Below are 14,734 nucleotides of genomic sequence, written 5' to 3'. Positions count from 1 at the left end.
TGGGTCTGAAGGGTTTCATGTTCGGCTCAGCTTGTTTCATTGATGTCTCGCGGAAGTTTCAGTCCATGGAAATCGATCCGTTGTTGCGAATCCTGGCGAGCCAGAATGGTTCCGACCTTTACATGTCCACGGGGGCGCCACCGTGCGCGCGTTTCGAAGGCGTGATCAAGCCCTTGGGAAACGAGGCGTTCAAGGTCGGTGACATTGCCCGGCTCGCCGAGTCTCTGATGGACGCCGAACAGCGCCTTGAGTTCGATCGGGAGTTGGAAATGAACCTGGCGATCTCCCTGGCCGGCGTCGGGCGGTTCCGGGTCAATATCTTCAAGCAGCGCAATGACGTGTCCATGGTGATACGCAACGTCAAGCTGGACATCCCGCGCTTCGAAGACCTGAAACTGCCTCGGGTGCTGTTGGACACCATCATGCAGAAACAGGGGTTGATGCTGTTCGTCGGTGCCACCGGCTCGGGCAAGTCGACCTCCTTGGCGGCGCTGATCGATTACCGCAATCGCAACAGCAGCGGCCACATCATCACCATCGAAGACCCGGTGGAGTATATCCATCGGCACAAGAAATCCATCATCAATCAACGGGAAGTCGGTGTCGACACCCGCAGTTTTCATGCGGCGCTGAAAAACACCCTGCGCCAGGCGCCGGACGTGGTGCTGATCGGCGAAATCCGCGACCGGGAAACCATGGAGCATGCCTTGGCGTTTGCCGACACTGGGCACTTGGTGATTTCCACCTTGCATGCCCACAACGCCAACCAGGCCCTGGACCGGGTGATCAATTTCTTTCCGGAGGAGCGTCGGCCGCAGTTGCTCAATGACCTGGGCAACAACCTCAAGGCGTTCGTCTCCCAGCGCCTGGTGCGTACCCGCACCGGCCAGCGGCGAGCAGCGGTGGAGGTCATGCTGGGCTCGCCGACGGTGGCGGACCTGATCCGGCGCAACGAGCTCGGCGAGCTCAAGGGCATCATGGAGAAGTCAGAGGAGTCGGGGATGCAAACCTTTGATCACGCGCTGTTCAACCTGGTGGTCGAGGGCGCCATCGATGAGGAAGAAGCGCTGAAAAATGCCGACTCGGCGAACAACCTGCGGTTGCGTTTGAAGTTGCATAGCGAGTCGGGGGCGGCGGCGCCACCGGCCGATCCGGCGGCGGGTGAGTGGGGGCTTATGGATTGATTGGTTTATAGGGAAACCGCGTTATCGTTCATCGCGAGCAAGCTCGCTCCCACAGTGGATCTGCGGTGATTGGCAGACCCTGTGGGAGCGAGCTTGCTCGCGATGAGGCCCTGACGGTCAGCTCGCAAGCTCCGGCCGATCCCGAAACTGCTCCAAAGCCCCAGGGTTGGCCAGGGCATCGGTGTTCTTCACCGTCTCGCCATGCACCACATTGCGCACCGCCAGCTCCACCACCTTGCCGCTGATGGTTCGCGGAATATCATTGACCGCGAGGATCTTCGCCGGCACATGACGCGGTGTGGTGTTGGCCCGGATGACCTGGCGGATCCTTTGCTCCAGGGCTTCATCCAGCGTCACGCCATCGCGCAGGCGCACGAACAGCACCACCCGGACATCGCCCTGCCATTGCTGGCCGATGGCGACGCTGTCCAGCACCTGCTCGACTTTTTCCACCTGCCGATAGATTTCCGCCGTGCCGATGCGCACGCCGCCGGGGTTGAGCACGGCGTCGGAGCGTCCGTGGATCAGGAAACCGCCGTGGGGCAGCTCTTCGGCGTAGTCGCCTTGGGCCCACACGCCGGGAAACTGGGCGAAGTAGGAGGCGCGGAGTTTTTCCTGCCGAGGGTCGTTCCACAAACCAATGGGCATTACCGGGAAATGCCGGGTGCACACCAACTCACCTTTTTCACCAATGACCGGATTGCCGGCCTCGTTCCAGACCTGCACGGCCATGCCCAGGCTCTTGCCCTGCATCTCGCCCCGGCGCACCGGTGACAGCGGGTTGCCGTTGACGAAGCAGGACACAATGTCGGTGCCGCCGGACATCGAGGCCAGGCAGACATCGGCCTTGATGTCGCGGTACACGTAATCGTAGCTATGGGGCGCCAGTGCCGAACCGGTGGAGAGCAGGGTTTTCAGGCTGTCCAAACGGTGCGTCTGGCGGGGCTTGAGGCCCTCGCTTTCCAGGGCGGCGAGGAACTTGGGGCTGGTGCCGAAGACGCTGATGCGCTGCTGATCGATCAGGTCCAGCAAGCGCTCGGGGCCGGGGTGGAACGGCGAACCATCGTAGAGCACCACCGTGCTGCCCACAGCGAGGGCCGACACCAGCCAGTTCCACATCATCCAACCGCAGGTCGTGTAGTAGAACAGCCGATCCTCGGGCCCGAGGTCGACGTGCAGGCCATGTTCCTTGACGTGTTGCAGCAGCACGCCACCGGTGCCATGGACGATGCACTTCGGCACCCCGGTCGTGCCACTGGAATACAGGATGTACAGCGGGTGGTCGAAGGGCACGCTGACGAACGCCGGTTCGCCACCGCTTTGATAAAAGTCGTTCCACAGCGCGACAGCGGCCGAGGTCTTGAAGTCCTCGACGCGGGCGTCAGGCTGCGCATAAGGCAGCACGATCAGTTGCTGCAGCGACGGTAGCCGTTCGAGGATTTCATTGACCTTGGCCTGCTGGTCGATGACCTTGCCAGCGTAGCGATAACCGGCGCAGGTGATCAGCACCTTGGGTTCGATCTGGCCGAACCGGTCGATGACACCTTGGGTGCCGAAGTCCGGTGACGAGCACGACCAGATAGCGCCCAGGCTGGTGGTGGCGAGCATGCCGACCAGGGTCTGCCAGGTATTGGGCAGGCAAGCGGCGACTCGATCGCCCTGGGTGACGCCAGCGGCTTTCAGGCTTGTTTGCAGGCCAGCGACATGGGCGGCGAGTTCGGCCCAGGTCAGTTGTTCCTGGCCGCCGTTTTCGTCGAGCGCCACCACCGCGACGGCGTCATCGCGGCGGCGCAGCAGGTGCTCGGCGAAGTTCAGTGTGGCGCCAGGGAACCACTGGGCGCTGGGCATTTGCGAACCTTCCACCAATACCGCGTGGGGGGCTTGGTGAAAGCGAATCTCGAAGAAATCGACTATGGCCTGCCAGAAGGCTTCGCGCTGGTCGATGCTCCAGGCGTGCAGGGCCGGGTAGTCGTGCAGTTGCAGGTGATGTCGCGCGTTGACGAACTGGCGAAAGGCGTTCATGCGCGACTGGGCGATGCGTTCGGGGCTGGGTTGCCAGAGGATGTCGGACATGGGGTGCCTCTTGTTTTTTCGGGCTTATAAACATTGCAGCACAAGGCGCACTTTGTGGCGAGGGAGCAAGCGGTGAAACGGTGCTTCCTGTAGCCAGCTCGCTTCTGTGGCGAGGGAGCTTGCTCCCGCTGGACTGCGAAGCAGACCCAATAGGCGGCCGCTACGCAGCCGAGCGGGAGCAAGCTCCCTCGCCACAAAGAGCGCTTTCACCACACAAGGTTGCGAATTTACTGAGCCAACCACCCACCATCGATATTCCACGCCGCGCCGCGCACCTGGCTGCCGGCTTCGCTGCACAGGAACAGCACCAGTTCCCCCAGTTGCGGCGGGGTGACGAATTCCAGGGACGGCTGTTTCTCGGCCAACAGATCGTGCTGTGCCTGTTGCGGATCGACGCCGGTGGCAATGCGATCATCGATCTGTTTTTGCACCAGCGGCGTCAGCACCCAGCCCGGGCAGATGGCGTTGCAGGTCACGTTGCTGGTGGCGGTTTCCAGGCCGACCACCTTGGTCAGACCGATCACCCCATGCTTGGCCGCGACATACGCCGCCTTGCCCACCGAGCCGACCTGGCCGTGCACCGAGGCGACGTTGATAATCCGCCCCCAGCCCTTGGCACGCATACCCGGCAGGCTCAGGCGGGTGGCGTGGAACACCGAGGACAGGTTGATGGCAATGATCGAGTCCCAGCGCTCCACCGGGAAATCCTCCACGGCGGCCACGTGCTGGATTCCGGCGTTGTTCACCAGGATGTCCACGCCGCCGAATTCGCGCTCGGCGTAGGCGAGCATGTCGGCGATCTGCGCTGGGTCGCTGACATCGGCTGGATGATGACCGACCTTGCCGCCAAACTGTTTCACCTCGGCGATCACCGCCGAGGCATCGCCAAAGCCGTTGAGGATCAGGTTGGCCCCGGCCTTGGCCAGGCTCAGGGCAATGCCCAGGCCGATGCCGCTGGTAGAACCGGTGACCAGGGCGGTCTTGCCCGAAAGAGGGGTTGTCATGGGAACCTCACACAATGCCAGTGGCGTAGAACACACCGATCACGAAGAACACCGCGAGGGTCTTGATCAGCGTAATGCAGAAAATGTCTTTGTAGGCTTCGCGGTGGGTCAGCCCGGTCACCGCCAGCAGGGTAATCACCGCGCCGTTGTGGGGCAGGGTGTCCATGCCGCCGCTGGCCATGGCGGCCACCCGGTGCAACACCTCCAGAGGAATGTTGGCAGCGTGGGCGGCGCTGATAAAGGTTTCCGACATCGCCGCCAGGGCGATGCTCATGCCACCCGAGGCGGAACCGGTGATGCCCGCCAGCAGCGTGACGGTCACGGCTTCGTTGACCAGTGGGTTGGGAATGCTCTTGAGCCAATCGGCCAGTACCAGGAAGCCCGGCAAGGATGCGATGACCGCGCCGAAACCGTATTCCGACGCAGTGTTCATTGCCGCCAGCAACGCACCGCCCACGGCGCTCTTGCTGCCTTCGGCCAGTTTGCTGCGAATGGCCCGGAAACCGAATATCAGGACCATGATGATGCCCACCAGCAATGCCGCCTGCACCGCCCAGATCGCGGTGAGCTTGGCGATGTCGCTGGTCACTGGTGTGGCCATGCCCGGTAGCGCCAGGCTGTGGGTCTTGCCATACCACTGGGGAATCCACTGGGTGAACAACAGGTTCATGAGCCCAACCGCCAGCAGCGGCGAAACGGCGATCCAGGGGTTTGGCAGCTTGATGTCTTCGGCGGTTTCCGGCTCGTTGCGCAACTCGGTGCCGTAGCCTTCGCCCACGCGCTGGGCCTTGTTGCGCTGGCGTTGCAGGAACAGCATGCCGAGGCTGAACACGAAGATCGTACCGATCACGCCCAGCCACGGTGCGGCCCAGGCGGTGGTGTTGAAGAACGTGCTGGGGATGATGTTCTGGATCTGCGGCGTGCCGGGCAGGGCGTCCATGGTGAACGAGAACGCGCCGAGGGCGATGGTGGCCGGAATCAGGCGCTTGGGGATATTGCTCTGGCGGAACATCTCGGCGGCGAACGGGTACACCGCGAACACCACGACGAACAGCGACACACCGCCATAGGTCAGCAAGGCACAGACCAGCACGATCACCAGCATGGCCTGGCGCGTCCCCAGCAAGCGAATCGCCGCGGCGACGATGGAGCGGGAGAACCCCGACAGCTCGATCAGCTTGCCGAACACCGCGCCGAGCAGGAACACCGGGAAATACAGTTTGATGAAGCCGACCATTTTTTCCATGAACACCCCGGTAAAGGCAGGGGCGACGGCGGACGGGTCGGTGAGCAGGACGGCGCCGAGGGCGGCGATGGGGGCAAAGAGGATAACGCTGTAGCCACGGTAGGCGGCGACCATCAGCAGCGTGAGGGCTGCCAAGGCAATGATCACACTCATGGTGTGTCTCCTGGATTGTTATTGTTGTGGTAAAGCTGTGGGGAGGGCTTTAGCGAGTTTTGTGCCATGTGTGTAACTGGTTGAAATATAAGGAAATTGTTTGGGGTTGTAGGGCGGGGATGAGAGGTTTGTCTCTGTTTTGAGATTTGTGTGGGGTGTGCAGGCCTCATCGCGAGCAAGCTCGCTCCCACAGTTGACCGCGTACTTCAGAGGAACCCCACTCCCCTGTGGGAGCGAGCTTGCTCGCGATGAGCGCAAAGCGCTCCAGAAGTGAAAGTCTATATTTTGAGAATAAAGTCTCTCTATTGAGACTCGGCAATCCCCAACGCCACCATTTTCTTGTACAGCGTCGACCGTCCCAACCCCAACCGCTCGGCCGCTTCAACCACTTTGCCCCCGCATTGCACGAGGGTGGTTTCGATCAACTGCCGGTCGAAGCGTGCCCGGGCTTCGCTGAAAGTTTCTTGCGGCAGCGGTTCCAGGCTCGGGCTTGCCGTGTGGGTTACCGGTATGAACGTGCCGATGGCGGCGCGGATGTCCGCCGCTGTGAGCACCAGGTCATCACTGAGCAGCGCGGCCCGTTCCAGCACATTGCGCAGTTCGCGGATGTTGCCCGGCCAGGCGTGTTGCCGCAGCAGGTCGAGGGCGGCGTGGTTCAGTTCGTGCTGGCTGCGCAGTTCTTCAAGGATCGCTTCACTCAGGGCCGGCAAATCATCCAGGCGTTCGCGCAACGGCGGGACCTGGATCGGCAGCACGTTGAGGCGGTAATACAGGTCGGCGCGGAACTCTCCGCGCTTGATCGCTGCTTCCAGATCCATGGAGGTGGCGGCGATTATTCGCACGTCGCTTTGCAGCACCTCATTGGAGCCCACCGGTTCGTATTCCTTTTCCTGGAGCACGCGCAGCAGTTTGCTTTGCAGCGGCAGCGGCATGTCGCCAATCTCGTCGAGGAACAGCGTGCCGCCCTGGGCAATCTGCAGTTTGCCGGCGCGGCCCTTGCGGTCGGCCCCGGTAAACGCCCCGGGGGCGGTGCCGAAGAATTCGGCTTCCAGCAGCGACTCGGGAATTGCCGCGCTGTTGATGCTGACGAACGCCTTGTGCGCCCGCGGCGAAGCACTGTGGATGGCCTGGGCCAGCAGTTCCTTGCCGGTGCCGGTTTCGCCGAGCAGCAGCACCGGCGAATCGGCGCTGGCGCTGCGCCGGGCACGGCGCTTGACCTCAAGGCCGGCGTTGCTGGTGCCAATGAAATGGGCAAAGTTGTACTTGGTCTGGCGCGCCCGCAGCAGCGAGCGGGTGGAGGCCAGTTCTTCCTGCATGCTCAGGTAGCGCTTGAGCATCGGGGACAGGCTGCGCAATTCATCGAACAAGGCAAAGCCGATGGCACCGATTACCGCACCTGCGCTGTCGTGGATCGGCAGGCGCATCACCACCAGGGGCTCCTTGGGCGTGTCCTGCATGTCCAGCAGAATCGGGCGCCCGGTGCGCACCACTTCACGCAACAGGCTGCCGGGAATCACGCTTTCGCACGCCCGGCCAATCGCCTCCTGCGCCGAGTTCAGGCCGAAGCGGCGGGCGTAGCGTTCGTTCATCCAGACGATATTCGCATCACGGTCGACAATCACCGTGCCTTCGCTGGACTGCTCGATGATCTCGAACAACGAACGGATCGCCAGCGTGCGGACGCGCTTGTAATCCTTGAGGCTTTCGGTGGGGTTCATGGTCGGGTCCGGATTGTGTGTTGCCTGTCAGGTCCTCATCGCGAGCAAGCTCGCTCCCACAGTTGATCTTCAGTGCGACGCAGACCACTGTGGGAGCGAGCTTGCTCGCGATGAGGGCGACACGAAGCTACGTCATGCGCCGCATTATGCCCACCCCGGATGCGCTGCCGCCAACAACTCCTTGGTATAGGGATGCTGGGGCGAGTCGAACACGTCATGGCTGGCGCCTTGCTCGACCACTTTGCCGTCCTTGATCACGATCATGTCGTGGGCCAAGGCACGGACCACCGCCAGGTCGTGGCTGATGAACAGGTAGGTCAAGTCGTACTTCTCCTGGAGCTGGCGGAGCAGGGCGACGACTTGTTTCTGTACGGTGCGATCCAGTGCCGAGGTGGGTTCGTCCAGCAAAATCAACGCTGGCTTGAGCACCAAGGCCCGGGCGATGGCGATGCGCTGGCGCTGGCCGCCGGAGAATTCGTGGGGGTAGCGATGACGGGTCGAAGGGTCGAGGCCGACCTCCTTGAGGGCCTGGATCACCCGGGCTTCACATTGTTCGGCGCTGGAAGGCTGGTGGACCTCGAGACCTTCGCTGATGATCTGCTGTACCGACATGCGCGGGCTGAGGCTGCCGAACGGGTCCTGGAACACCACCTGCATCTGCTTGCGCCATGGCCGCAGTGCCTTGTGCGACAGCTGATCGAGGGCCTGGCCCTGGAAGCGGATGCTGCCTTCGGAGTCGATCAGGCGCAGGATCGCCTGGCCGAGCGTGGACTTGCCGGAACCGGATTCGCCGACGATGCCCAGGGTCTTGCCGCGCTGGATGCTCAGGCTGATGCCGTCCACGGCGCGCAAGTATTCCTTGCGCCGGAACAGCCCGCCGCCCAAGGGAAAACTCACGCGCAGGTCCTGCACTTGCAACACATTTTCGCGCTCGTCCCGGGCCAGGGCTTCGCCTTCCGGTTCGGCGTGCAGCAGCTCGCAGCTGTAGGGATGTTTCGGTGCGCTGAACAGGGTTTCGCAAGGTGCCTGTTCGACGATTTCCCCCGCCTTCATCACGCACACCCGTTGGGCGATGCTGCGCACCAGGTTGAGGTCGTGGCTGATCAGCAGCAAGGACATGCCGAGCCGTTGCTGCAAGGACTTGAGCAGCAGCAGGATCTTGCGCTGCACGGTCACGTCCAGCGCGGTGGTCGGTTCGTCGGCAATCAACAGCTCCGGCTCACAGGCCAGGGCCATGGCGATCATCACCCGTTGGCGCTGGCCGCCGGACAGTTGATGGGGATAGGCCTTGAGGCGTTCGGCAGGTTTCTGGATGCCCACCAGGGCCAGCAGTTCCAGGATGCGCTGGCGCGCGGCTTTGCCGCCCAGGCCCCGGTGCAGCATCAGGGTTTCACCAATCTGCTTCTCGACGCTGTGCAGCGGGTTCAGCGAGGTCATCGGCTCCTGGAAGATCATCGCGATCCGGTTACCGCGCAACTCCCGCAGGGCCGTGGGATCGGCACCCAGCAGTTCCTGGCCGCGGTAGCGAATGCTGCCGGTGGTGCGGGCTTCGGTCTCGGGCAGCAATTGCAGGATCGAGTGGGCCGTCACCGACTTGCCGGAGCCGGACTCGCCCACCAGGGCCAGGCATTCGCCGGGGCGGATGTCCAGGCACAGGTTGCGCACCACCGTCTGGTCGTTGAAGGCCACGCTCAGGTCGCGGATTTCGATCAGGTTGTCGCTCATCTCAAGGTTCTGCTTCATGGCCGTTTCATGATCGTGGGTCGAACGCGTCTCGCAACGCCTCGCCGATAAACACCAGTAGAGAAAGAATCAGCGCCAGGGTGAAAAACGCCGTCAATCCCAGCCACGGCGCTTGCAGGTTCTGCTTGCCCTGGGCGATCAATTCGCCCAGCGATGCACTGCCGGCCGGCATGCCGAAACCGAGGAAGTCCAGGGCTGTGAGGGTGGAGATCGCCCCGGTGAGGATGAAGGGCAGGTAGCTCAGTGTGGCGTTCATCGCGTTGGGCAGGATATGCCGCACGATCACCTTGCGGTCCGACAAGCCCAGGGCCCGGGCGGCTTTCACGTATTCCAGGTTGCGTCCGCGCAGGAACTCGGCGCGAACCACGTCCACCAGGGCCAGCCAGGAAAACAGCGCCATGATCCCCAGCAGCCACCAGAAGTTCGGCTCCACGAAGCCGGACAGGATGATCAGCAAGTAGAGCACCGGCAGCCCGGACCAGACTTCCAGCAAGCGTTGCCCGAGCAAATCCACCCAGCCACCGTAGTACCCCTGCAATGCCCCGGCGGCGATGCCGATCAGCGCGCTGATGGCGGTCAGGGCCAGGGCGAACAGGATCGACACCCGCGCGCCGAAGATCACCCGGGCCAGCACGTCCCGGGACTGGTCATCGGTGCCCAGCCAGTTCACTGTCGAGGGTGGGCTCGGGGCCGGCTGGTTGAGGTCGTAATTGGGTGTGTCGTCGCTGAACGGGATCGGTGGAAACCACAGCCAGCCGCCGTTCTTGTGGATCAGGTTCTGCACGTAGCTGCTGCGGTAGTCGGCCTGGAACGGCAGTTGCCCACCAAATTCCTGTTCGGTATGGCGCTTGAACACCGGGAAATACAGCGAACCCTGGTAGCTGACCACCAGCGGCTTGTCATTGGCGATCAGCTCGCCGCCCAGGCTCAGGATGAACAGGCCGATGAACAGCCACAGCGACCACCAGCCCCGACGGTTTTTCCTGAAACGTTCGAAGCGCCGGCGGCCCAAGGGGGAAAACTTGAACATCAGGCGTTCCTCGCGGCGAAGTCGATGCGCGGGTCCACCAGGGTGTAGCAGAGGTCGCCGACGAGTTTGATCAGCAGGCCGAACAGCGTAAAGATGAACAACGAGCCGAACACCACCGGATAATCCCGGGACACCGCGGCCTCGTAGCTCATGCGTCCGAGGCCGTCGAGGGAAAAGATCACCTCGATCAGCAAGGAGCCGGCGAAGAACACGCTGATGAACGCCTGGGGAATACCCGATACCACCAGCAGCATCGCGTTGCGGAACACGTGGCCGTACAGCACCCGGCGTTCGCTCATGCCCTTGGCCCGCGCGGTGACCACGTACTGGCGGGTGATCTCATTGAGAAACGAGTTCTTGGTCAGGATCGTCAGGGTTGCGAAGCCGCCGATCACCAGCGACGTGACCGGCAGCACCAGGTGCCAGAAGTAGTCGGCGATCTTGCCCAGCGTCGACAGTGACTCGAAGTTATCCGATACCAGCCCGCGCACCGGAAACCAGTTCAGCGAGGTGCCGCCGGCGAACACCACGATCAGGAACATCGCGAAGAGGAACGCCGGCATCGCATAACCAATGATGATCGCCGTGCTGCTCCACACATCAAATGCCGAGCCGTGACGCACCGCCTTGCGGATGCCCAGGGGGATCGACACCAGGTACGTGATCAGCGTCGCCCAGAGCCCGAGGGAAATGGTCACCGGCATCTTTTCCAGGATCAGATCAGTGACCGTCGCGCCGCGGAAGAAACTCTTGCCGAAGTCGAGACGGGCGTAACTGCTGAGCATCAGCCACAGGCGTTCGTGGGCCGGTTTATCGAAGCCGTATTGTTTCTCGATGTCCTTGATCAGTTGCGGATCCAGGCCGCGACTGGCGCGGGAGGTGCCGGTCATGGCATTGCCCGAACCGCCGACACTGGTGCCGCCGATGCCTTGCAGGTGGGCGATGGCCTGTTCCACCGGCCCGCCGGGCGCGGCCTGCACGATGACGAAGTTCACCAACAGAATAATCACCAGGGTCGGAATGATCAGCAGCAGGCGCCGTGCGATATAAGCCCACATCAATGCCGCCCTCCGGGTGTGCCACGCCTGATGAGTTCGGCGCGCATCTGCTCGTTGGTCAACGGAGTGGTGCTCACTTCCCACCAGCTTTCGATGGCTTCGTCATTACTGGCCTGTACTTTCGGGATGCCGAAGCGGTTCCACCACACGGTCGAGCTGCCTGGCGGGTAATAGTTGGGGATCCAGTAGTAATTCCATTGCAGCACCCGGTCCAGGGCGTGGGCATGGCGCAGCATGTCGGCTTGGGTGGTGGCCTTGACCAGCCCGTCGATCAGCGTGTCCACCGCCGGGTTCTTCAAGGCCATGTAGTTGTTGGCCCCCGGATCGTTGGCGGCCGCCGAGCCAAAGTAATTGTAGAGTTCCATGCCCGGTGATGTGCTGACGGGGTAGCCGGTGATGATCATGTCGTAGTCGCGGCTCATCAGGCGATTGACGTACTGGGACGCGTCGATGCGGCGGATGCTCATGTCGATGCCGATTTGCGCCAAGGTTCGTTTATAGGGCAGCAGCAGGCGGTCGATACCGTTCTGGCTGTTCAGGAACGTGAAGCTCAGCGGCTCGCCCTCGGCATTCACCAAGCGGTCGCCGTCGGGTTTCCAGCCGGCCTGTTCCAGCAGCGCCAGGGCTTGCAGTTGCTTGTCGCGGATCACGCCGCTGCCGTCGGTTTTCGGAGCCTGGAAGACTTGGGTGAAGACTTCGTCGGGAATCTGCCCGCGCAAGGGCTCGAGAATCGCCAGTTCGCCAGTGTCGGGCAGTTGCCGGGCGGCAAGGTCAGTGTTGGAAAAGTAACTCTGCTGACGCACATAGACGTTGCGCATCATCTGGCGGTTGCTCCATTCGAAGTCCCAGAGCATGGCTAGGGCCTGGCGCACCCGCCGGTCCTGGAACTGCGGTTTTTGCAGGTTGAAGACGAAACCCTGGGCGCTCTGGGGGGCTTGGGTGGCCAGGTGGGCCTTTTGCAGGCGACCATCCTGCAGGGCCGGGCCGTCATAGCCGATGGAATAGCCGGTGGCGGAGAATTCGCGGTTGTAGTCATAGGCGCCGCCGCGCAGCACCTGGCGGGCGACGTCAGTGTCGCCAAAATACTCGATGCTGAAATGATCGAAATTGTAGAGCCCACGACTGACCGGCAAGTCCTTGCCCCACCAATCGGCATTGCGCTTGAAGGTAATGCTGCGCCCGGAATCGACCTTGCTCACCCGGTAGGGGCCACTGCCCAGTGGCGCTTCGTAGCCGCCGCCGTTGGCGAAGTCGCGGGTCTTCCACCAATGTTCGGGAAAGACCGGCAAGGTGGCGATGTCCAGGGGCAGGGTGCGGCTTTCGTTGTTCTTGAAATTGAAGCGCACGGTGCGCTCGTCCTCGACCACGACGTCCTTGACCGCCGCGAACTGGGTGCGATAACGCAGGCTGCCCTGGGTCATCAACAGCTCGAAACTGTAGCGCACATCCTGGGCGGTAATGGGCTTGCCATCGGCGAAGCGCGCCTTGGGGTTCAGGTAGAAACGCAGGGACAGGCCATCGTCGGCGCGCTCCATCTTCTGCGCCACCAGGCCGTAGACGGTATAGGGCTCATCCAGCGAGCGCTGGGCCAGTGGCGAATACAGCAGGCCATCGATCTGGCTGACGCCGATGCCTTTGTCGATATACGGCAGCACATGGTCGAAGTGGCCGATCTCGATGGCCGAGCGGCGCATGGTCCCGCCTTTGGGGGCCTGTGGATTGGTGTAGGTGAAGTGGCCGAAGCCTTCGGCGTATTTGGCCGGTTCGCCGTAGACAGTCAGGGCATGTTGCGGTGCTGCATCGACGCCGACGGCGCCTGTCAGCAGGACCGCGGCAGTCAATAGCAGGGAAGGGAACGCCAGTCGCATTGTCAGCCTTAAAGCCGGGTGATCGATGACACGATTTGTACGCGAGCGGCGCCTGGATCGCCAGTCCTTGTGGAGAAGGGATTTATCTGTGGGAGCAAGACCTGTGGGAGCAAGGCTTGCCCGCGATGGCCGCGCCACGGTCCAACAGCTAAGCCGCGTTATCGTTCATCGCGGGCAAGCCTTGCTCCCACAGCGGGGATAAATCCCCTCGCCACAATGAATCACATCACCCTTGAGTGAAGGGTATCTGTACCGGAATCAGTCCTGACGGCTGGTGACTTCCAGCAGGTGGTAGCCGAACTGGGTCTTGACCGGGCCCTGGACCACATTGATCGGTGCGCTGAACACCACGGTGTCGAATTCCTTGACCATCTGGCCCGGGCCGAACGAACCCAGGTCGCCGCCCTGACGGCTGGACGGGCAGGAGGAGTTGGCCTTGGCAACTTCGGCGAAATCGGCGCCGGCTTCGATCTGGGCCTTGAGTTCGTTGCACTTGTCTTCGGTGGAAACCAGGATGTGGCGGGCAGTGGCTTTGGCCATGGGGGAAATTCCTTTCGCTGTATTTAAAAGTATTGAGCCTACCGGATTCATTAACGGGTTGTTGTCAAAATTGCGTCAAAACCTTGGGCCCGGCGATCAAAGGCCGGCTTTGCGCAGGCGTTCGGCGTGGCGCAGGTAAAGCTCTGTGGGGTCTGTACCCTTGCGTAACGTGGCACCTCCTGGATTGATGGACTCCATGTGGTCCATGGGATAGTCGGAACGAATGACCTTGCCCAGGTGCGAACTGAAGCGTCCGACCAGGCCGTCGTTCTGTTCGGCTTCAGTGATGAAGTATCCGGAAAAGGCGCGGCAGAAAGCCTGCAAAGGCTCCGATGCTTCCCCCGTTGCCTCTGGCAACGTACCGCTCCATGAGTAGTAGCGCACGCCATTGACCCGGTCCGGGCCGTTCCCACCCCAGTGCTTCGGCAGGCCTTGGGGGTATTTGTCGTTGAAAGCACCCACGCCCTCAGTAGTCAACGTCGCCAGCGCGGCGACGGCGGTGGGCGATAGCTGCGCCTGCCCGTCAAGCAGCGAGATGAAATCGGCGAACAGTGTGGCGACGCCTCTTGCCACATGCCCTGGCAACCGTCCGGGGGTAAGGGCCTTGCGCAGGAAGTCGGCCAGTTCGGATCCATGGTTGGGGCCGCTGACCGACGTGACCGAGGCCACTTTTTCGGGGGCCAGCGCGGCGGCATACCGGGCGGCCAGCGCACCCTGGCTGTGGCCGATCAGGTTGACCCGGCCGGCACCGGTGCCGGCCAGGACCCGATCGATCTGCACCAGCAGTTGTTCGCCCCTGGCCTCGTTGCAATGGGTGGCCGACAGGTACGGGATGAACACCCGGGCACCGCCTGCGCGCAGGGCTTGTTTGATGCCATGGAAAAGTTCGAAGCCGCCGATCCTGTCAAACCCGAACAACCCATGGACCAACAGGATGGGAAATTGAGTGGTTGCATTCCGTTGCATGTTCGTACCTTTTTCGAAGAGGTTCACGATGAGTTTGCGACCTCACTCTAATCCAGGCCTGTAATGGGCGGTGTAGGAAGAAACCGCTCTGAACCGGGGAAACCGGAATAGAAAAAGTGGGAAGAATGGGAAATAGCCCGGCGCTGGCTAA

At 62.3% G+C, this 14,734-nt stretch carries 11 protein-coding genes; 1 reads left to right on the top strand and 10 read right to left on the bottom strand.

Going from position 1 to position 14,734, the window contains the following annotated elements; translation table 11 throughout:
- Positions 1 to 65: 65 nt before the first annotated feature.
- Positions 66 to 1,184, top strand: coding sequence for a PilT/PilU family type 4a pilus ATPase (locus Q7F16_RS21325; protein ID WP_095963109.1), 1,119 nt, complete (start codon positions 66 to 68; stop codon positions 1,182 to 1,184).
- A gap of 117 nt (positions 1,185 to 1,301) precedes the next feature.
- Here the strand turns inward: Q7F16_RS21325 and Q7F16_RS21320 are convergent, their stop codons facing one another.
- From Q7F16_RS21320 to Q7F16_RS21275, 10 genes are all read right to left on the bottom strand, one after another.
- Entirely contained in the window at positions 1,302 to 3,257 is a 1,956-nt protein-coding gene (locus Q7F16_RS21320; protein WP_409556817.1) for an acetoacetate--CoA ligase, read from the bottom strand.
- A gap of 227 nt (positions 3,258 to 3,484) precedes the next feature.
- Positions 3,485 to 4,261: a 3-hydroxybutyrate dehydrogenase gene (locus tag Q7F16_RS21315; protein WP_046062040.1), complete on the bottom strand. Its 777-nt coding sequence runs from the start codon at positions 4,259 to 4,261 to the stop codon at positions 3,485 to 3,487.
- Between the two features lie 7 nt (positions 4,262 to 4,268).
- Positions 4,269 to 5,660 carry a GntP family permease gene (locus Q7F16_RS21310; protein WP_014338695.1) on the bottom strand — a complete coding sequence of 464 codons (1,392 nt, stop codon included), beginning with the start codon at positions 5,658 to 5,660 and terminating at the stop codon, positions 4,269 to 4,271.
- Positions 5,661 to 5,962: 302 nt separating this feature from the next.
- Positions 5,963 to 7,378: a sigma-54 interaction domain-containing protein gene (locus Q7F16_RS21305; RefSeq protein WP_046062039.1), complete on the bottom strand. Its 1,416-nt coding sequence runs from the start codon at positions 7,376 to 7,378 to the stop codon at positions 5,963 to 5,965.
- 144 nt (positions 7,379 to 7,522) lie between these two features.
- Positions 7,523 to 9,103 carry an ABC transporter ATP-binding protein gene (locus tag Q7F16_RS21300; protein WP_046062135.1) on the bottom strand — a complete coding sequence of 527 codons (1,581 nt, stop codon included), beginning with the start codon at positions 9,101 to 9,103 and terminating at the stop codon, positions 7,523 to 7,525.
- 25 nt (positions 9,104 to 9,128) lie between these two features.
- The gene (locus Q7F16_RS21295; RefSeq protein WP_409556818.1) at positions 9,129 to 10,151 is read right to left on the bottom strand and encodes an ABC transporter permease; all 1,023 of its coding nucleotides are present in this window, start codon (positions 10,149 to 10,151) and stop codon (positions 9,129 to 9,131) included.
- Positions 10,151 to 11,209 carry a microcin C ABC transporter permease YejB gene (locus tag Q7F16_RS21290; protein WP_014338699.1) on the bottom strand — a complete coding sequence of 353 codons (1,059 nt, stop codon included), beginning with the start codon at positions 11,207 to 11,209 and terminating at the stop codon, positions 10,151 to 10,153. The genes Q7F16_RS21295 and Q7F16_RS21290 overlap by 1 nt, the downstream gene beginning before the upstream one ends.
- Positions 11,209 to 13,077 carry an extracellular solute-binding protein gene (locus tag Q7F16_RS21285; RefSeq protein WP_409556819.1) on the bottom strand — a complete coding sequence of 623 codons (1,869 nt, stop codon included), beginning with the start codon at positions 13,075 to 13,077 and terminating at the stop codon, positions 11,209 to 11,211. Before Q7F16_RS21285 ends, Q7F16_RS21290 begins: the two co-directional genes overlap by 1 nt.
- Before the next feature lie 258 nt (positions 13,078 to 13,335).
- A complete protein-coding gene (locus Q7F16_RS21280; protein WP_003200262.1) occupies positions 13,336 to 13,617 on the bottom strand; it encodes a peptidylprolyl isomerase in 282 nt (93 codons plus the stop codon).
- Positions 13,618 to 13,713: 96 nt separating this feature from the next.
- Positions 13,714 to 14,583 (bottom strand): esterase/lipase family protein, encoded by an 870-nt coding sequence (locus Q7F16_RS21275; RefSeq protein WP_409556820.1) that lies wholly within the window; start codon positions 14,581 to 14,583, stop codon positions 13,714 to 13,716.
- Between the last annotated feature and the right edge of the window lie 151 nt (positions 14,584 to 14,734).

Source organism: Pseudomonas sp. Lb2C2 (assembly GCF_052112205.1).
In the GTDB taxonomy this organism is placed as follows: Bacteria; Pseudomonadota; Gammaproteobacteria; order Pseudomonadales; family Pseudomonadaceae; genus Aquipseudomonas; species Aquipseudomonas kilonensis.
This window is presented reverse-complemented; position numbering and strand designations above follow the sequence as displayed.

Coding starts and splice junctions, on each gene's coding strand:
- Q7F16_RS21315 (WP_046062040.1), bottom strand. CDS start 4,261: ATGACAACCCCTCTTTCGGGCAAGACCGCCCTGGTCACCGGTTCTACC.
- Q7F16_RS21310 (WP_014338695.1), bottom strand. CDS start 5,660: ATGAGTGTGATCATTGCCTTGGCAGCCCTCACGCTGCTGATGGTCGCC.
- Q7F16_RS21275 (WP_409556820.1), bottom strand. CDS start 14,583: ATGCAACGGAATGCAACCACTCAATTTCCCATCCTGTTGGTCCATGGG.
- Q7F16_RS21295 (WP_409556818.1), bottom strand. CDS start 10,151: ATGTTCAAGTTTTCCCCCTTGGGCCGCCGGCGCTTCGAACGTTTCAGG.
- Q7F16_RS21320 (WP_409556817.1), bottom strand. CDS start 3,257: ATGTCCGACATCCTCTGGCAACCCAGCCCCGAACGCATCGCCCAGTCG.
- Q7F16_RS21300 (WP_046062135.1), bottom strand. CDS start 9,103: ATGAGCGACAACCTGATCGAAATCCGCGACCTGAGCGTGGCCTTCAAC.
- Q7F16_RS21290 (WP_014338699.1), bottom strand. CDS start 11,209: ATGTGGGCTTATATCGCACGGCGCCTGCTGCTGATCATTCCGACCCTG.
- Q7F16_RS21280 (WP_003200262.1), bottom strand. CDS start 13,617: ATGGCCAAAGCCACTGCCCGCCACATCCTGGTTTCCACCGAAGACAAG.
- Q7F16_RS21325 (WP_095963109.1), top strand. CDS start 66: ATGGAAATCGATCCGTTGTTGCGAATCCTGGCGAGCCAGAATGGTTCC.
- Q7F16_RS21285 (WP_409556819.1), bottom strand. CDS start 13,077: ATGCGACTGGCGTTCCCTTCCCTGCTATTGACTGCCGCGGTCCTGCTG.
- Q7F16_RS21305 (WP_046062039.1), bottom strand. CDS start 7,378: ATGAACCCCACCGAAAGCCTCAAGGATTACAAGCGCGTCCGCACGCTG.